The sequence below is a fragment of the Pseudomonas anguilliseptica genome, assembly GCF_900105355.1.
Classification (GTDB): Bacteria; Pseudomonadota; Gammaproteobacteria; order Pseudomonadales; family Pseudomonadaceae; genus Aquipseudomonas; species Aquipseudomonas anguilliseptica.
Map to the genome: position 1 here is coordinate 3,871,051 of NZ_FNSC01000001.1, position 16,277 is coordinate 3,887,327.

At 58.9% G+C, this 16,277-nt stretch carries 12 protein-coding genes and 2 pseudogenes; 11 read left to right on the plus strand and 3 right to left on the minus strand.

Going from position 1 to position 16,277, the window contains the following annotated elements; all coding sequences use genetic code 11:
* Positions 1-51 precede the first annotated feature (51 nt).
* Positions 52-1,017 carry a helix-turn-helix domain-containing protein gene (locus BLW24_RS19020; RefSeq protein WP_090385869.1) on the minus strand — a complete coding sequence of 322 codons (966 nt, stop codon included), beginning with the start codon at positions 1,015-1,017 and terminating at the stop codon, positions 52-54.
* A gap of 161 nt (positions 1,018-1,178) precedes the next feature.
* On the opposite strand from BLW24_RS19020, the gene BLW24_RS19025 reads away from it, so the two are divergent.
* From BLW24_RS19025 to BLW24_RS19035, 3 genes are read left to right on the plus strand one after another with little or no spacing between them, the layout of a single operon-like run.
* Entirely contained in the window at positions 1,179-3,170 is a 1,992-nt protein-coding gene (locus BLW24_RS19025) for a TonB-dependent receptor (protein WP_090385872.1), read from the plus strand.
* Positions 3,171-3,185: 15 nt separating this feature from the next.
* Positions 3,186-4,226, plus strand: a complete 1,041-nt coding sequence (locus tag BLW24_RS19030; RefSeq protein ID WP_090385875.1) for a methyltransferase — start codon at positions 3,186-3,188, stop codon at positions 4,224-4,226.
* A complete protein-coding gene (locus tag BLW24_RS19035) occupies positions 4,223-5,518 on the plus strand; it encodes an MFS transporter (RefSeq protein ID WP_090385879.1) in 1,296 nt (431 codons plus the stop codon). The genes BLW24_RS19030 and BLW24_RS19035 overlap by 4 nt, the downstream gene beginning before the upstream one ends.
* 192 nt (positions 5,519-5,710) lie before the next feature.
* Here BLW24_RS19035 and BLW24_RS19040 read toward each other — a convergent pair whose 3' ends face one another.
* Positions 5,711-6,691, minus strand: a complete 981-nt coding sequence (locus BLW24_RS19040; RefSeq protein WP_090375425.1) for an IS5 family transposase — start codon at positions 6,689-6,691, stop codon at positions 5,711-5,713.
* 110 nt (positions 6,692-6,801) lie between these two features.
* Between BLW24_RS19040 and BLW24_RS26645 the strand changes: the two genes are divergently transcribed.
* The 3 genes and pseudogenes from BLW24_RS26645 to BLW24_RS19050 all read left to right on the plus strand — a co-directional run.
* The gene (locus BLW24_RS26645; protein WP_244161208.1) at positions 6,802-7,617 is read left to right on the plus strand and encodes a hypothetical protein; all 816 of its coding nucleotides are present in this window, start codon (positions 6,802-6,804) and stop codon (positions 7,615-7,617) included.
* Positions 7,586-9,154, plus strand: coding sequence for a hypothetical protein (locus tag BLW24_RS19045; protein ID WP_244161209.1), 1,569 nt, complete (start codon positions 7,586-7,588; stop codon positions 9,152-9,154). The genes BLW24_RS26645 and BLW24_RS19045 overlap by 32 nt, the downstream gene beginning before the upstream one ends.
* A gap of 23 nt (positions 9,155-9,177) precedes the next feature.
* A pseudogene (locus tag BLW24_RS19050) lies at positions 9,178-9,939 on the plus strand (aminotransferase class III-fold pyridoxal phosphate-dependent enzyme); the annotation flags it as partial.
* A 136-nt stretch (positions 9,940-10,075) separates the two neighbouring features.
* On the opposite strand, the gene BLW24_RS19055 reads toward BLW24_RS19050, so the two are convergent.
* Positions 10,076-11,056 (minus strand): IS5 family transposase, encoded by a 981-nt coding sequence (locus BLW24_RS19055; protein ID WP_090375326.1) that lies wholly within the window; start codon positions 11,054-11,056, stop codon positions 10,076-10,078.
* 61 nt (positions 11,057-11,117) lie between these two features.
* On the opposite strand from BLW24_RS19055, the pseudogene pigE reads away from it, so the two are divergent.
* From pigE to BLW24_RS19080, 5 genes and pseudogenes are all read left to right on the plus strand, one after another.
* Positions 11,118-12,884 (plus strand): annotated as a pseudogene (gene pigE / locus BLW24_RS19060) (prodigiosin MAP biosynthesis aminotransferase PigE); the annotation flags it as partial.
* Between the two features lie 181 nt (positions 12,885-13,065).
* Positions 13,066-14,238, plus strand: coding sequence for a molybdopterin-synthase adenylyltransferase MoeB (moeB, locus tag BLW24_RS19065; protein WP_090385883.1), 1,173 nt, complete (start codon positions 13,066-13,068; stop codon positions 14,236-14,238).
* A 16-nt stretch (positions 14,239-14,254) separates the two neighbouring features.
* Positions 14,255-14,662 (plus strand): M67 family metallopeptidase, encoded by a 408-nt coding sequence (locus BLW24_RS19070; protein ID WP_090385887.1) that lies wholly within the window; start codon positions 14,255-14,257, stop codon positions 14,660-14,662.
* 88 nt (positions 14,663-14,750) lie between these two features.
* A complete protein-coding gene (locus BLW24_RS19075; RefSeq protein WP_090385891.1) occupies positions 14,751-15,731 on the plus strand; it encodes an IS5 family transposase in 981 nt (326 codons plus the stop codon).
* A gap of 207 nt (positions 15,732-15,938) precedes the next feature.
* Positions 15,939-16,211, plus strand: a complete 273-nt coding sequence (locus BLW24_RS19080) for a MoaD family protein (protein ID WP_090385895.1) — start codon at positions 15,939-15,941, stop codon at positions 16,209-16,211.
* The last annotated feature ends 66 nt before the right edge of the window (positions 16,212-16,277 follow it).

Consider the following 16,277-nt stretch of genomic DNA (forward strand, 5'->3'; position numbering starts at 1 on the left):
TATGAGGGGGCGGTATCAACGTTCTGGGGCGTAGCGTCCGTGTTCGATTATTCAGCGGCGTTTGCCAAACACCGATTTTGGCGTCTTTCCAAAAAAGCGGGTGAAGGCCGCGCTGAAATTATTGGGGAACTTATAGCCCACACGGTAGGCGGCCTGTGCGACCTGACAACCACTTTCGAGCAGCGTATAGGCCTTACGCATACGGATCTCGTGGAGCATGCGGTGTGGGGTGGAGTTGAAGCGGTAATGCATGCCTTCCTTGAGTTTGAATTCGTTGAGCCCCACTGCTGCGCAAAGGTAGGGAATGGTTAGGGGCTGGTCCATTTGCTCAATCATGATGTCGCGGGCACGGTCGAGTTTCTCGATGTCTGTCGCGCTGAATGGCAGTTTAACAGCGCAGTCCGAAGGTGCCAGCAGTTTGAGCTGCTCGGAGAGCAGGCTCAGGGTATGGATGTGCATGTCCAGAGTGCTGGTTACACCCTGGTTGAGGTAGTGGATTAGGGCGCTGGCGTGGCTGTTGGACGCGGCCGAGGTTTTCTGAAATGCCAACTGGCGGACGTTGCCATTGCCCAGCAATTGGCGCGTGCGCTGTTCGCCGATGTACCTGTTGAGCATGCTTTCGCCGATAAGTAAGCGCAGTTGCGACACTGTCGCCCCAGCTTCGTAGCGGCGCTCCCCAAGGCTCATCTGAAAAGACGTAATAGTGGTATAGCCCGCGCGAAATGGGACAGCGGAACCATCCGCATCTTTGTAACCGGAGTCGCCCTGCATTCCGTAGGTTATCACCAGCATATGCCGGTTATGCGGGTTGGCGGTCTCTTCGATTAGGTTGTGTGTGGGACGATAGCGCAAGCGCACCACGGCTAGATCATCCTCGAAAGACATTCGCTCCGAGTAGCATTCGCCCAGATCTTGCGGCAACTGCTGACGCATCCAAATACCTTCATCGCTACTGACTAGTCGTGAGTGCGTTGACGCGACTCGATATGACTGGGAAATCCTTTGCAGTGCGGCCACTTTTAGCTGTCCTCCCTTGATTTAGCTCCGGCTTGCATATGGATTGATCCAGAATCCATATGAATATTAATGCGAAGTATTCGCATTAATGAATAGCATGTTTTTACTTCAGCTGCCATCGCCAAAACTTGGCGGCGCGTCTATTCATTGGGGGGAAAAGGATGGTCAAGTTTGTGCTGGGCGTTAGGGGGGCTGTGCTCATGAGCGGCTGCTGGCTGGGCGGCATACCGTCGTTAAGCGCGCAGACAGAGTTGCCGCCAGTGGTAGTCACGGCGAACAAGATCGAACAGGTACAGGAGGCGGTGCCGGCCAGTCTTTCGGTGCTTGGGGGCGATGACCTGGCTAAAGGTGCCATCGACGATCTGGAGCAGTTGGCTCGTTTGACCCCTGGCTTCACCTTTCAACCCTTTGGTCAGTCGGGTACCAACGTGCCGGTGGTGCGCGGGCTCACCTCCAGCCCCACAGCGTTTTCATCCTCAATGCTGATGCTCGTGGACGGTGTTCCGACTCTAATGGGGCAGGGCTTTGACCATAACCTGCTGGGTGTGGAGCGCGTCGAGATTCTGCGTGGCCCGCAGTCCACTCTCTATGGTCGAAACGCCGAAGCTGGAGTCTTGAATATCTACACCCGCCAGCCTGGCAGCGCGCCTTATGCCCGTATTGAAGCCGGCGCTGGCAGCCGTGATCAGCGCACCCTAGGTGTCGATGCGAGTAGTGTTTTGCTGGCCGATACCCTGTATGTCGGCGTGGCCGGGCAGTGGCGCGACCAGAACGGCTATATCGACAATGCCTATCGCGGTGGCCAGGCCGATGACCGTGAACGGCAGAATGCGCGGATGGTACTGCGCTGGACTCCGGGTCTGGCCACCGACGTCAACCTGCGTTATAGCCGTCAGGACTATCGCGATGGCGGATCGTTGTGGGGTGCGGCAAGCGCAAAGCGGCGGGAGGTACGTTCCGGGACGTCGAGCTGGAACCACTCAAGCGGTCGCAGCCTGTCGCTGGATGTGTTGCATGAGTTTGATTCCGGGCTGAAATTGCGCTCGATCACCGCGCGTAATGATTTCTACGACCGGGTGCAGCAGGACACGGATTTTATTCCCGCAGACCTGTTCCATCTGGAGCGTGACTACCACATCAATACCCTGTCCCGGGAGCTCCGCCTGGAGGGGCAGTGGCGCGCCAACCAGTGGCTGCTTGGTGCCTACGCTGATCGCGATGACCACGATCTGTCGTTCAGGCAGAAATTACCCCTGCGTCTGATGCAGACCGATGTTCAACTGGGTGGCAATACTACGGCCCTGTTTGGTCAATGGCTGATGCCCTTGGACGAGCGCTGGAGCCTGACCCTAGGTGCCCGTGGCGAGCAAAACAAGGTGCATATCGATCCGGCCATTGGCAGCCGCCAGAGCGATACGTGGCGGCGCCTCAGTCCCAAGGCGACGTTGCAATACGAGTGGCAACCCGATGCCTATCTCTACGCCAGCTACGCCGAAGGTTTTCGCGCGGGGGGATTCAATGCGTTCTCGAACTCGGCCAACTACCCCGGCTACGATCCGGAAAAAGTCAAAACCTACGAAGTAGGAGCCAAGGGCTGGCTCGACGACAAACGTCTGCGCTACTCGGCGGCGCTGTACTGGATGGACGTGCGCGACATGCAGGTGCAACAGATCATCCAGCCGGGCGTGGTGTACATCACCAACGCCGCCTCGGCGCGCTCCGCCGGGCTTGATCTGGAAGCCGAATACCTGCTCGCCGACAACTGGCGGCTGGTTAGCGCCCTGGGCCTCAATCGAACCCGCTTCGAGCGCTTCAGTGAAGGCCGTAACGACTATCAGGGCAATCGCAACCCCTATGCGCCGGACCTTACCGGTCACCTCGGCCTGCGCTATGACGCCTCTGCCGGATGGTATGTCCAGGGTAGCGTCAGTGCCGTGGGCAAGACTTATCTGGATGCAGCCAATCAGTATAGCCGTGGCGGCTACGGGTTGATCGATCTGAATGCCGGCTATGACTTCAGCCACTACGGTGTTTCCGCCTATGTAAAAAACGCTGCCGACAAGCGCTACGACGCAGTCGGCTACCTGAATGGCAGCGCCAGGGTTTACAGCCCTCCGCGGGAAATCGGCCTGCGGGTCAGTTACGAACTTTGAGCGAAAACAAGCACGATGAAACCTATCAACCTGGCAACACCTCACCCTCTGCAACCCTACTGGGAGCTGGCCCTGGCGGCAGTTCGCGGCGATGCCCTGCGTATTGCTCTGGAGTGGAAATTGTTCAGTCTGCTGCAGGTGCCGAGCAGCGCTCTGGCGATCGCCCGCCAGTTGCAGCTTGACCCGAGTAACACCGGCTACTGGCTGGACGCACTGTGGAGCATGGCGCTGCTGGAGCGCGACGAGCGTCAGCCGCCTCGCTACCGCAATACGGCGTTGGCCAGCGATTATCTGCGCGCCGATGCGCCGGATTACTGCGGCGATGCCTGGATCTTTCGCCTGCGCGGCTTGCGCCATTTCGGCAGCCAGCTGGGCGACCAGGTGCGCGCCGGCCAGCCCGGCGGCCAGGCAGCGAGCGTGGCGAGCAATATCGACAACTGGACCACTGCCGCGCGTTTGCAGATCGCCCAGGAACAGCGTGCGGTGACCGTGGGGCTGGCGTTACGCCTGATGGCTCAGGTGGCGGAGTTCCCAGGCGCACGACGCATGCTCGATCTGGGCGGTGGTCCGGGGCTCGTGGCCATTGCCTTGGCCCTGGACAACCCGATGCTCTGCGGTGAGGTTTTTGACTTCCCTCAAACCGTGGATGTGGCGGCGGATAATATTCGTCGCGCCGGCCTAGAGCAGCGCCTGGAGGTGCGCGGCGGCGACCTAGCCTGCGACCCGATCGGCGAGGGTTATGACCTGATTTGGTGCTCCTCTGTTTTGCATTTTGTCCCGGACATGCCCGCGACCCTGGCCAAGATCCATGCCGCGCTGCGTCCGGGCGGTGTGCTGGTCAGTGCCCACGCCGAGATCCCCGATGACCCCGAGCACGCCGGTCGGGTGATGCCTTACTACCTGTCGATGCAAATGCTTGGACGTCAGATCACCCACGCCGGCGGCTTGCAAGAGGCACTGGATCAGGCCGGTTTCGTCAATATCGACAGTTACCCTGAAGTGGCCTTCGCCGTGTCCCCGGTGTCGGTACTGGTGGCTCGGCGGGGTGGTCTATGACTGGCAAGTCTGAGACCTGGCGTCTGCAACTGCTGTTTGGCTGGTTGAACTTCGTACTGGTGGTCCCGAGCATTTACCTACTGCTCGGATTACCCCTGGTGATGCGCGAGCACGGCTGGTCCGGCACTGATATCGGGCTGTTCCAGTTGGCCGGGCTGCCGGCACTATTCAAGTTTCTGCTGGCCTTGCCTGTGCAACGCTATCGGTCGGTACGCGGCCACTACCGGGTGTGGATCATGGCGTTGTGCCTACTGCTGGCTCTGCTGCTGGTGCTGGTCAGTCAGCAGGCTATCACCGCCAATCGCTGGTACCTGTTTGGTCTGGCATTTACCGCCGGCGCGCTAGCGACCTGGGCCGACATTCCACTGAACGCTTTGGCGATCAAGTTGCTGCCGCAGTCCCAGCAGATTCGTGCCGGGAGCATTCGTTCGGCGGCGCTGTTCCTCGGTGCCATTGTCGGGGGTGGGGTGATGCTGCTGGTGCAGAACCGTTGGGGCTGGCAGCTGCCCTTTCTGCTGATGGCCGCCGGCTTGCTGCTGTCCCTGCTGCCATTGGCCCGGCTGCGTGAGAGCAGTGTCGAGAGGGGAGATGCCAAACTGGCTTGGCCTGCTCTGGCCGACTGGGCGGGCTACTTCCGCCAGCCCGGTGCGCGGCTGTGGACCTGGGTGCTGTTGAGCAGTTTTCCCTTTGTCGGTGCAGCCTGGCTGTACCTCAAACCCTTGTTGCTCGATCAGGGCATGGCAGCGCAGCAGGTGGCGCTGATTGCCGGTGTCGGCGGCGGCGTGGTCGGGGCTCTCGCCAGCCTGCTCGGCGGGCGCGTGGTGCAACGCCTGGGGCCGGGGCGAGCGATTCCGCTGTTTATGCTTTGGGCGTTGTTCGCCTTGTTGGCGCTGACGGCCGTGGTGGGTATGCAGGCCGGGGTGGCCTGGCTGGTGGCTGCGGCTTTTCTGTTGGCCACTGCCATGGGGGCGGTGTCGTCCTTGGTTTTCGCCCTAATGATGTTTTTCTCCCGCGCCCATCGGCAGGCCGCCGACTACGGGCTGCAAGCCAGCCTGTTCGTGCTCACACGGATGCTGGTGCCGATTGCCGCCGGGGTGCTGCTCGACCATACCGGCCATCTGGGAATGCTGGCAGGTCTATCCCTGGCGATGTTTGTGGTCTGTGCCATGGCCCTGGCGGCACGGCATTCAATTGCGCTGGCCTCGGCCAGCTTCTCCAAGACTGCCGGCAACGAAGTGAGGGCCCGTTCGAGTTTGGTTGACGGCTCTGGGCCAACACAGCGGGCCAATTAATCGTAAGTCCGACTCGAATAGGGATGAGTCAATGAAGGCAACGTTAGGGATGGTCTGAAGTAGCCATGTATTTCTGGCTGACTTCAGCCCCGCCGATTTTGAAAGCGGCAAATCGATCAAAAACGATCAGATTACCCATTCATTTCTGTGTTTTTAGCCGCCGCGAGTAGCTCGCGGCAGCCATTTCCCGCATTACAGGCGCACCTCTCCTGCATTGGTCAGTAAATGTCGGCGTGCCATCCACAGGTTCGACAGCGCGAACAGCGTCACCAGTTGCGCCGTGTTCTTGGCCAAGCCACGGAAGCGTGTCTTTACATAACTGAACTGACGCTTGATCACCCGGAACGGGTGCTCAACCTTGGCGCGCACCTGGGCCTTGGCCTTCTCGATCTTGCGTTTGGCTTTGTACAGCGGGCTGCTCTTACCCAGCTTCTTATAGGTGCTGCGGCGGGCAGCAACCTGCCAGATCACCTCGCGCCCATCATGTTCGGGGCGCTTTTCGACGCCGGTATAACCCGCATCGGCGCACACCACGTTTTCCTCGCCGTGCAGCAACTTGTCGACCTGAGTGACATCCGCCACGTTGGCCGCCGTGCCTACCACGCTGTGTACCAGCCCCGACTCGTCATCCACGCCAATGTGCGCCTTCATGCCGAAGTAGTATTGGTTGCCCTTCTTGGCCTGGTGCATCTCTGGGTCGCGTTTGCCGTCCTTGTTCTTGGTCGAACTCGGCGCATTGATCAGCGTGGCATCGACGATGGTGCCTTGGCGCAACGACAGGCCACGGTCGCCAAGATAGCCATTGATGACGGCCAGGATGCCGGCAGCCAACTCATGTTTCTCCAGCAGACGACGGAAGTTGAGGATGGTGGTTTCGTCGGGGATACGTTCCAGACTCAGCCCGGCGAACTGCCGCAGGATGGTGGTCTCGTACAGCGCTTCTTCCATCGCCGGGTCGCTGTAGCCGAACCAGTTCTGCATCAGGTGCACACGTAGCATCGCCATCAGCGGATAGGCCGGCCGACCGCCTTCACCCTTGGGGTAATACGGTTCGATCAGTGCGATCAAACCCTTCCACGGCACCACCCGATCCATCTCGATCAGGAACAACTCTTTGCGGGTCTGCTTGCGTTTGCCGGCGTACTCGGCATCGGCGAAGGTCATTTGCTTCATCGGAAAACTCGGCGGGTGGCGTCCGGGCATTTTGCCAAAATCAGGAAGTCTTATTCAGAGTTTCCTTAGGTATCTGTCTAGTTACCCGGGATCAGGGGCTGATCGAGGATGTGAGCTTTGCCATTGAGCAATTGCAGGCCGGTTTGCAGCCACATCCCAGTGCCGCTGATTGGCCATCGGAGATCTTAGGGGGCGAGGAAATGCACAGGGCCTTGGGGCCGAGACCGCGTAGCGAGGAGGTATTGGAAACGTTGATGGTTCAGGTTCAGCGCTATCTTCAAGGCTGCGTTGCTAGTAGGGCTGCGCTGCCCGATTTGTGGGTAATGGCGTTCGGTTCGTTCAAGGAGGCACAAGCGCAGTTGCGCATGCAGGGCTCGCAGCTATCCAGCGAGATGTTCATTCTCGACTTTGGCGAACAACTGGAGGCAGGGGGCAGTGATCCGTTTGACGAGCTTATTGCTGCAGCAGCTAATCCGCGTCTGTCACCCCATTCGGCGTTGCTATATTGCAGTCTGTCAGCCTTGCCGGGATGGATGAACACCACCGGCGGCAATCGTCATTTGCGGGTCGTGAGCCAAGATCGGGTTGCACGCCGCGCGGACCTGTTGCGGATTGTTCTCGATCATCTTGAGCACGCCTATTTCAACCGGCTGCTAGCGCGCTCCATTAGTGGTCCGCTATTGCCGGTGAGCTTGGCCTGCGAAGTGACGCGTTTTATGCGCAGTCGTTGGCAGGAGTGCTGGGATTTTCATTTCTATACCGGCTCGATGGTGGCTGGGCTGATCCAGTCGATGCAGCAAAGTCTTGTCGGAACCGGTGTGCGGTGCCTCAGTGGGTGCAATGAACATAGCCTGGCGGTTAGCGCTATGGCTGGAGCTGTTTGGTCGAGCCTATGTGATTGCCGTGACCTCGGGAATGATCGATGAGTTTCGCGGCACCTTGGCCAACCTCAAACGTACCGGTGCACCTGGTCTGATCATCTGCGCAGATAGCCCGGAAAGTGTCTGGTATGCCTTTCAGGGTACCCATGACGGTGACAGCGACGGGCGTCGGGTGATCGAGGCCAAAGGACTGCGTCAGGTGTTTATCCGAAAGGTCGAGGAGATCGGTAGCTGCCTGGAGCAGGCTTTTGCCATGCTGGCAGAGCGTGCCGAGCCAGTATTTATTCTCGCCTCTCAAGGGGTATTGGAGTCTCGTCCCAAGGTGCCTCTGGATGTGTGCCTGCCCGAGCTCCCCCGGACCCCCTCCACGACCCTGAGTAGCATTCAGGTAGCGGCCTTGGACCAGGCTCTGGAGTTGATCAACCAGCAACCGCTGCACCTGCTCTGGCAGTGTGGCAAGCTCAACGTCGAGCAGCGGCGGCGGGTGCACGCCCTAGCCGAGCGAGGTGCCATTGCCCTGGCTGACAGCATTACCCAGCCCGGCAGTGTCGGTCCTTACCACGAGGAGCGGTCAGTACCGAATTATCTGGGGCCCTTGTCGCTGTATGGTTTCAGTCGCCGGGTCTATCAGTTCCTACACACAAACCATGAGTTGAATGGGCCTCAAAGCCATTGCGTGTTCTTCCTCAAGGGCAAGATTGACCAGGCCGCTACGCCATTCTCCGAAGGCAAGCTCAAGCGTCAGTTGCGGGTGGTGCAGGTCAACCATGAGCCGCGACATCTTTCGCCTTTTACCGATCTGGCCCTGGATGTGCCGTTGGATGTGTTCCTCGAGCATATCGAGCGCGGCTTGCAGGTCGAACCGCAGGTTCTCGCTTTGCGCCGGGCCAAGCTCGCGTCACTGTCTGCCACCAGCGAGAGCGTGGCGGCGGATCACATCGAAACCTTGCCAATGACCTCCAACTACTTCTTCCGGCGCCTGGGTAATCTGGTTCGCGAGCTGATCGAACAGCAGGATTATCGCTATATCGGCGTTTATGACGTGGGGCGTTGTGGCATCTCGGCGTTGCGCAACGTACCGCGTACCGACCCTGGGTTTTCCGGCTGGTATGGACGTGCCCTGATGGGTGACGGCCTGATGGCTCTGCCCTATATCGCTATGACCGGTACCGGCAATGTACTGGCTTTTGTCGGCGATGGTGCCCGGGCTCTGGTACCGGATATCGAAACGCGTCTTGTTCAGGAGTTGGCCAATGATCCTGGCGCGGGCAAGCGCAACGTGACCCTGTTCTACCTTACCAACGGTCTGTTATCGATGATCCAGACCTACCTTGATAAGCGCTATGCCCACAACGGTGCGCAACAGGTTGCAGTGACCAGTTCCGCGCAGTTGGCAGCCACCCTGGAGCAGGTCGGGGCTATCACTTTGCATCGCGAACGCCTGGTGACCTTTGATGAGGCGCACCTACGTAGCACCCTGACCCGCCCCGGACAACTGAATATTTTCGACGTGTTGCTGGCTCACAACTCGGAAGGCGACGGCCTGAGCCTTGTCTCCGAAACTGCCTGGAACCGTCAATGAGCCAGAACCTAGGACAGCCCTCTATGAAATTCGGTTTTATCGCCCACCCGACCTCCATCGCTTTGCAGCGTCAGGTGAAGATCATTGATCTGCTGGATCGCACCCTCGCCGAGCAAGATCGCGGCTATCAGGCACAGCTCTGGCAGCCCCGCAACATGGTGCCGTTCGCTGATTTCGGGCGCATCGTCAGTGCCCGTGGAGCTGTCTGTGAGGGAATTCTGCATTACTTGCCGCTGACCGCAGAACAGATGCTCAGCCAACCGCGAACTATCGCCGGGCGGGTGCTCGAAGGCGTGCAAAGCCTAAAAGAGCAGGGCGCTCAATTGGTTGGCCTGGGTGGCTTTACCGCAATAGTCGGCAATCGTGGTTTGCAGACGCTGGAGCGCAGCGGCGTTGCTGTGACGACCGGCAACTCCCTTACCGCCTACGCCGCATACAGAAACGTGCTGGAGGCCATGGCGCATCTGGAAGTTGCACCGGCCGACACTGAGGTGGCGGTGGTTGGCTACCCGGGGTCGATTGCGCTGGTGATAGCCAAGCTCCTGGCTCGGGAAGGTTGCCGTCTGCGCTTGGTGCATCGTGGCAGTGTCGAGCAGGGGCGCGAAAGCCTGGCCTATCTGCCGGCGGAGATGCACGGCCAGGTGCGCTTAACCGCTGATATCGACAGTTGCTACGAGACGGCGCGCTTCTACGTTGCCGCCACCTCCAGCGGCGGAGTGATCGATCCGTACCGCCTGGCTCCTGGCTCGGTGGTGGTGGACGCGGCGTTACCTAGGGATCCTCTGAAGTAGCCATGCATTTCTGGCTGACGTCAGCCTCTGCTGATTTCGAAAGTGATAAATCGATCAAAAACGATCAGATTACCGGCTCATTTCTGTGTTTTTAGCCGCCGCGAGCACCTCGCGGCAGCCATTTCCAGCATTACGGGCGCACCTCTCCTGCATTCGTCAGTAAATGTCGGCGCGCCATCCACAGATTTGACAGCGCGAATAAAGTCACCAGTTGCGCCGTGTTTTTGACCAGGCCACGGAAGCGCGTCTTCACATAACCGAACTGACGCTTGATCACCCGAAACGGATGCTCGACCTTGGCTCGCACTTGGGCCTTGGCCTTCTCGATTTTGCGCTTGGCTTTGTACAGCGCGCTGCGCTTACCGAGTTTCTTGTAAGTGCTACGCCGTGCTGCAACCTGCCAGATCACTTGACGGCCCTCATGCTCGGGGCGCTTCTCGACACCGGTATATCCGGCATCGGCCCCCACCATGTTTTCCTCGCCGTGCAGCAGCTTATCGACCTGGGTGACATCCGCCACGTTGGCGGCAGTACCCACCACGCTGTGCACCAAGCCAGACTCGTCATCCACCCCGATGTGCGCCTTCATGCCGAAGTAATACTGATTGCCTTTCTTGGTTGAGTGCATCTCAGGGTCACGCTTACCGTTCTTGTTCTTGGTTGAACTCGGCGCGTTGATCAGCGTGGCATCGACGATGGTGCCTTGGCGCAGCGACAAACCACGGTCACCCAGGTAGCCATTGATCACGGCCAGGATGCCGGCAGCCAGTTCGTGTTTTTCCAGCAAGCGGCGGAAGTTGAGGATGGTGGTTTCGTCAGGAATGCGCTCCAGAGTCAGCCCGGCAAACTGGCGTAGGATGGTGGTCTCGTACAGCGCCTCTTCCATCGCCGGATCGCTGTAACCGAACCAGTTTTGCATCAGATGCACTCGCAGCATCGCCATCAGCGGATAGGACGGTCGGCCGCCTTCACCCTTTGGATAATGCGGCTCGATCAAAGCGATCAACCCTTTCCATGGCACTACCCGATCCATCTCGATCAGGAACAATTCTTTGCGGGTCTGCTTGCGCTTGCCGGCATACTCGGCGTCGGCGAAGGTCATCTGCTTCATCGGAAAACTCGGCGGGTGGAGTGCGGATATTTTGCCAAAATCAGGAAGTCTTTTTCAGACCATCCCCAGGGATGTGCTGCCGTTTCGGCATGATCGCAAGGACATCCTAATCATCGACGGCGGCCTGGTTTCCGCCAGCGAAGCCCTGCGTTTTGGCACTGAGACCCTCGGCCTTGCGCCGAAGAAATTCCTCAACGGCTGCCTGGCGGAAACCCTGGTGCTGGCTCTGGAAGGGCGTGCCGAAGCGTTTTCTATTGGCCGTGAACTGCCCGAGGAGCGGGTGCTGGAAATCGGTCGGATCGCTGAGATGCACGGTTTCTCACCGTCGCCGATGGCCTCCTATGGCGAGCGTCTAGGTGAGGATGATTTCCAGGCCCTGCGGCGCTTTCATAGACATATTCTGGCTCCCGTTGTCATCGAGCAGCCGCTGGCGTTGCGGGCCGAAGCCCTGCGTTGCTTTGGTCAGCACATCAACCCAGTTTTGCGCGAGTTCTACCAGTTCAACCATATCGAGCGGGTATTCACTCACGGCAGCGGCTGCTGGCTGACCGACCTGGACGGTAGCCGCTACCTGGATTTCGTTGCCGGTTATGGCTGCCTGAACACCGGGCACAACCACCCGCGGGTCAACCAAGCCTTGCAGGCGTACCTGCAACAACAGCACCCGACTTTCGTCCAATACGTGTCTGTGCCGCTGCAAACGAGCTTGCTGGCCCAGCGTCTAATCGAGTTGGCACCGGGCAACCTGGAGCGCGTGTTTTTCAGTAACTCCGGCACCGAAGCCGTCGAGGCCGCGTTGAAACTGGCCATGGCCGCAATGCAGCGTCCGCGTGTGCTGTACTGCGACAACGGTTATCACGGCAAAACCCTGGGGGCGCTGTCGGTGACTGGCCGCGATAAACATCGCGTCCCGTTCAGACCGCTACTGCCGCGCTGCGATTCGATTCCCTTCGGCGATCTACCCGCCCTGGAGGCGGCCTTGAGTCAGGGCAACGTCGGAGCCTTTATCCTTGAGCCGATTCAGGGCGAGGGCGGCGTAATACTGCCTCCTGCGGGCTACCTGAAGCAGGTTCGCGAACTGTGCAGTGCTCACGACTGCCTGATGATCATCGATGAGATCCAGACCGGTCTTGGCCGCACCGGCAAGCTCTTCGCCTGTGAATGGGAAGCGGTTGTTCCGGACATCTTGGTGCTGTCCAAATCCCTTTCCGGCGGGGCTGTGCCGATCGGTGCGACCTTGTCCAGTGCAGCGCTATGGGACCGCGCCTATGGAAGCATCGACACCTTCGCCCTGCATACCTCGACCTTCGGTGGCGGCAATTTCGCCTCGGCCTCGGCCTTAGCGACCCTGGACGTGATCGTCGACGAAGACCTCGCGGGCAACGCCGCCCGAGTCGGTGGGCAACTCAGGGAGGCCTTGCATGAGGCGGTCAGCGCTTACCCGTTTATCCGCGAGGTGCGGGGGGGCGGGCTGATGCTTGCCATCGAGTTCGCTTACAGCTTCGACGGTGGAGTCGAGGCTTTCGTGCGCGAGTTCGCCAGTCGCATTCCCGGCAACGCCGCAGGCACCTATCGCATGCTTTCGGGCAAGGCCAAGCGGCACATTGAAGAGGCCATCAGTGAGGTTGAGAAAAACTTCGAGGAGATGTTCGTCCTGCGTTTCGTCAGCAAGCTGTCGCGAGAGCATGGGGTGCTGACGTTCGTCACTGCCAACAACAACCGGGTGATGCGCATCCAGCCACCGTTGCTGCTCACTGACGCCGAGGCGCAACATTTTGTCGAGGCATTCAGTTCGGTGTGCAAGGACATGTCGACCTTTCTTGCATGAGCCTATTGGCAGTCTATGTAAGTCCTCGAAAGCGGGCTTGCATCTATTGGCAGATAGCTACCGATGATTATTTAAATGCATACATAAACGCGCCTTCTGAATATGAAAATCCAGGCTGCCCGAATTGATTAACTCAAGGTATCGCCTGAGAATCAATTGCATCCAGTAACAGGTATTCGTCATGAAACTTCCTGCTCTTGTAGAACCTATCGCCACACTAAGTAACGAAGAGATAACCCGCTACAGTCGACACTTGTTGATTCCCGATGTCGGCCTTGAAGGCCAACGTCGCCTGAAGACCAGCAAGGTGCTGGTCATCGGTGCTGGCGGCCTCGGTTCGCCAGCCTTGTTGTACCTGGCGGCAGCCGGCATCGGCACCCTGGGCATCATTGATTTCGATCGGGTGGACGAGTCCAACCTGCAGCGTCAGGTGATTCACCGGGTGGCCACTGTCGGTCAGTTGAAGGTGCAAAGCGCCGCCGGTGCGATCAACGACCTCAATCCCCATGTTCAGGTCAATCTCTACGATCAGCGCCTGGAGCCGGACACTGCGGTGCAACTGTTCAGTCAGTACGATCTGATCCTCGATGGCACCGATAACTTCGCTACCCGTTACTTGGTCAACGACGCTTGCGTACTGGCCAACAAGCCTTATGTCTGGGGGTCGATCTTCCGTTTCGAGGGGCAGGCGTCGGTATTCTGGGAAAACGCCCCAGGTGGCGTCGGTCTCAATTACCGCGATCTGTATCCAGAGCCGCCTCCGCCGGAGCTGGCGCCTTCCTGTTCGGAGGGTGGCGTGCTTGGGATTCTCTGTGCGTCCGTAGGTGCAATTATGGCTACCGAGGCGATCAAGCTGATCACCGGTATAGGCGAGAGCTTGCTGGGTCGCTTGATGGTCTACGACGCCTTGGAAATGTCCTACCGGCAGATGCCTCTGCGCCGTTCCCCGGCACGTCAGCCGATCACCGCTCTCAGCGACTATCAGGCGTTCTGCGGCCTGATCGCCCCGAAGGGCGTGCAGCCATCGGACATTCCCTCCATCAGTGCCTTGGAGCTGCAAGCCCTGCGCGAGCGAGGTCAGGATGTGCTGCTCATCGATGTGCGCGAGCGTACCGAGTGGGACATCGTGCGGATCCAGGGTGCTCAACATATCCCCAAGGGAGCGAAGACCGCTGAGATGATCGAGGCCCGTTTCGGCAAGAACGCCAACCTTGTAGTGCATTGCAAGTCAGGGGTGCGTTCCAAGGCCGTTCTGCTGGAGTTGCAGCAACGCGGCTTCAGGAATGTGCGTAACCTCGACGGTGGCGTGCTGGCCTGGGTACGCGATGTCGAGCCGACGTTGCCGAGCTACTGAGAGGCGCCGGACGAGGATGTTGAGAATTCGTGCCGGCCTGCTGGAGGCCATGCTGGAGCAAGCGCGGCGGGATCATCCGCTGGAAACCTGCGGCATCATCGCCGGGCCCACCGGGGGTAGGGTCGCCGAACGGCTGATCGCGATGGACAACGCAGCGCGCTCGAAGAGTTTCTTCAGTTTTGCGCCGAAGCAGCAATTGGCGGTCTGGCGTGAGCTGGACGAGCGGGGCGAAGAATGCCGGGTGATTTATCACTCCCATACCGCCAGTGCGGCTTATCCCAGCGCGGACGATGTGCAGTATGCCGGTGATGCTTCGGTGCACTACGTGATTGTTTCGACCCTGCCGAATATTGATGTCACGGTGCGCAGTTTTCGCATTGTTAAGCAGAAAGTCGCCGAAGAAAGTATCTATGTAGTTCGTTAGTTCTTGATATCAGTAAGCGTTAAGGAAACCCTGAAGAAGACTTCCTGAATTTGGCAAAATACCTGAACTCCACCCGCCGAGTTTTCCGATGAAGCAGATGACCTTCGCCGACGCCGAGTACGCCGGCAAGCGCAAGCAAACCCGCAAAGAGCTGTTCCTGATCGAGATGGATCAGGTTGTGCCGTGGAAGGGTTTGATTGCCTTGATCGAACCGCATTACCCCAAGGGTGAAGGCGGACGTCCAGCCTATCCGCTGATGGCGATGTTACGGGTTCATTTGATGCAGAGCTGGTTCGGCTACAGCGACCCGGCGATGGAGGAGGCTCTGTACGAGACCACCATCCTGCGCCAGTTTGCGGGTCTGAGCCTGGAGCGCATTCCCGACGAAACCACCATCCTCAACTTCCGCCGATTGCTGGAGAAACACGAACTGGCTGCGGGCATCTTGGCCGTCATCAATGGCTATTTGGGTGACCGCGGTTTGTCATTGCGCCAAGGCACCATCGTCGATGCCACGCTGATCAATGCGCCGAGTTCGACCAAGAACAAGGACGGTAAGCGTGACCCGGAAATGCACCAGACCAAGAAGGGAAACCAGTATTACTTCGGCATGAAGGCGCACATCGGCGTCGATGACGAGTCGGGTTTAGTGCATAGCGTGGTCGGCACGGCAGCCAATGTTGCAGACGTTACTCAGGTCGACAAGCTGCTACACGGCAAAGAAAACATGGTGGGTGCCGACGCGGGTTACACCGGCGTAGAGAAGCGGCCAGAACATGAAGGCCGTGAAGTGATCTGGCAGATCGCAGCCCGCCGCAGTACGTACAACACGTTGAGTAAGCGCAGCGCGCTGTACAAAGCCAAGCGCAAGATCGAGAAGGCCAAGGCGCAAGTTCGCGCCAAGGTCGAGCACCCGTTCCGGGTGATCAAGCGTCAGTTCGGTTATGTGAAGACGCGTTTCCGTGGCCTGGCCAAAAACACCGCACAACTGGTAACGCTGTTCGCCCTGTCGAACCTGTGGATGGCCCGTCGACATTTGCTGACGAATGCAGGAGAGGTGCGCCTGTAATGTGGGAAATGACCGCTGCGAGGTGCTCGCGGCGGCCAGAAACACCGAAATGAGCGGATGACTTGATCGTTTTTGATCAGTTTTCCGCTTTCAAAATCAGCGGAGGCTGAAGTTGACCGGAAATACAGGGCTACTTCAGACCATCCTTAAGCGCGTATCAATCAGTTAATTAATACAGGAGCCTTATATAGGCTCAGGGAGTTTTTCATGTCGATTTCCGTCATTGTACCAACTTTGCTGCGCTCTTTTACGCAGGATAAGAAGTGCGTCGAAGTTCAGGGAAGTACAGTTATTGAAGTTATCGAACAGCTGGAGCGGGAGTATCCCGGCATCAAGGAACGCTTGGTCGGCGATGGTCAGGTGCATCGGTTCGTCAATATCTACGTCAACGATGACGACATCCGTTTTGCCGACAATCTGACCACCTCGCTCAAGGCCGGTGATGCCATCACCATCCTTCCAGCGGTCGCTGGCGGCTGATTGCCACCGATGGCTCGGGCCTGCGCGGCGGACCTCAGCCGAGGCCGTCCACGCAGCGGTATGCAA

What these genes read in the sequence shown, in the direction of transcription:
- BLW24_RS19025 (WP_090385872.1), top strand. Translation starts at nt 1,179, where the DNA reads ATGGTCAAGTTTGTGCTGGGCGTTAGGGGGGCTGTGCTCATGAGCGGC.
- BLW24_RS19030 (WP_090385875.1), top strand. Translation starts at nt 3,186, where the DNA reads ATGAAACCTATCAACCTGGCAACACCTCACCCTCTGCAACCCTACTGG.
- BLW24_RS19035 (WP_090385879.1), top strand. Translation starts at nt 4,223, where the DNA reads ATGACTGGCAAGTCTGAGACCTGGCGTCTGCAACTGCTGTTTGGCTGG.
- BLW24_RS19040 (WP_090375425.1), bottom strand. Translation starts at nt 6,691, where the DNA reads ATGAAGCAAATGACCTTCGCCGATGCCGAGTACGCCGGCAAACGCAAG.
- BLW24_RS19055 (WP_090375326.1), bottom strand. Translation starts at nt 11,056, where the DNA reads ATGAAGCAGATGACCTTCGCCGACGCCGAGTATGCCGGCAAGCGCAAG.
- moeB (WP_090385883.1), top strand. Translation starts at nt 13,066, where the DNA reads ATGAAACTTCCTGCTCTTGTAGAACCTATCGCCACACTAAGTAACGAA.
- BLW24_RS19070 (WP_090385887.1), top strand. Translation starts at nt 14,255, where the DNA reads ATGTTGAGAATTCGTGCCGGCCTGCTGGAGGCCATGCTGGAGCAAGCG.
- BLW24_RS19075 (WP_090385891.1), top strand. Translation starts at nt 14,751, where the DNA reads ATGAAGCAGATGACCTTCGCCGACGCCGAGTACGCCGGCAAGCGCAAG.
- BLW24_RS19080 (WP_090385895.1), top strand. Translation starts at nt 15,939, where the DNA reads ATGTCGATTTCCGTCATTGTACCAACTTTGCTGCGCTCTTTTACGCAG.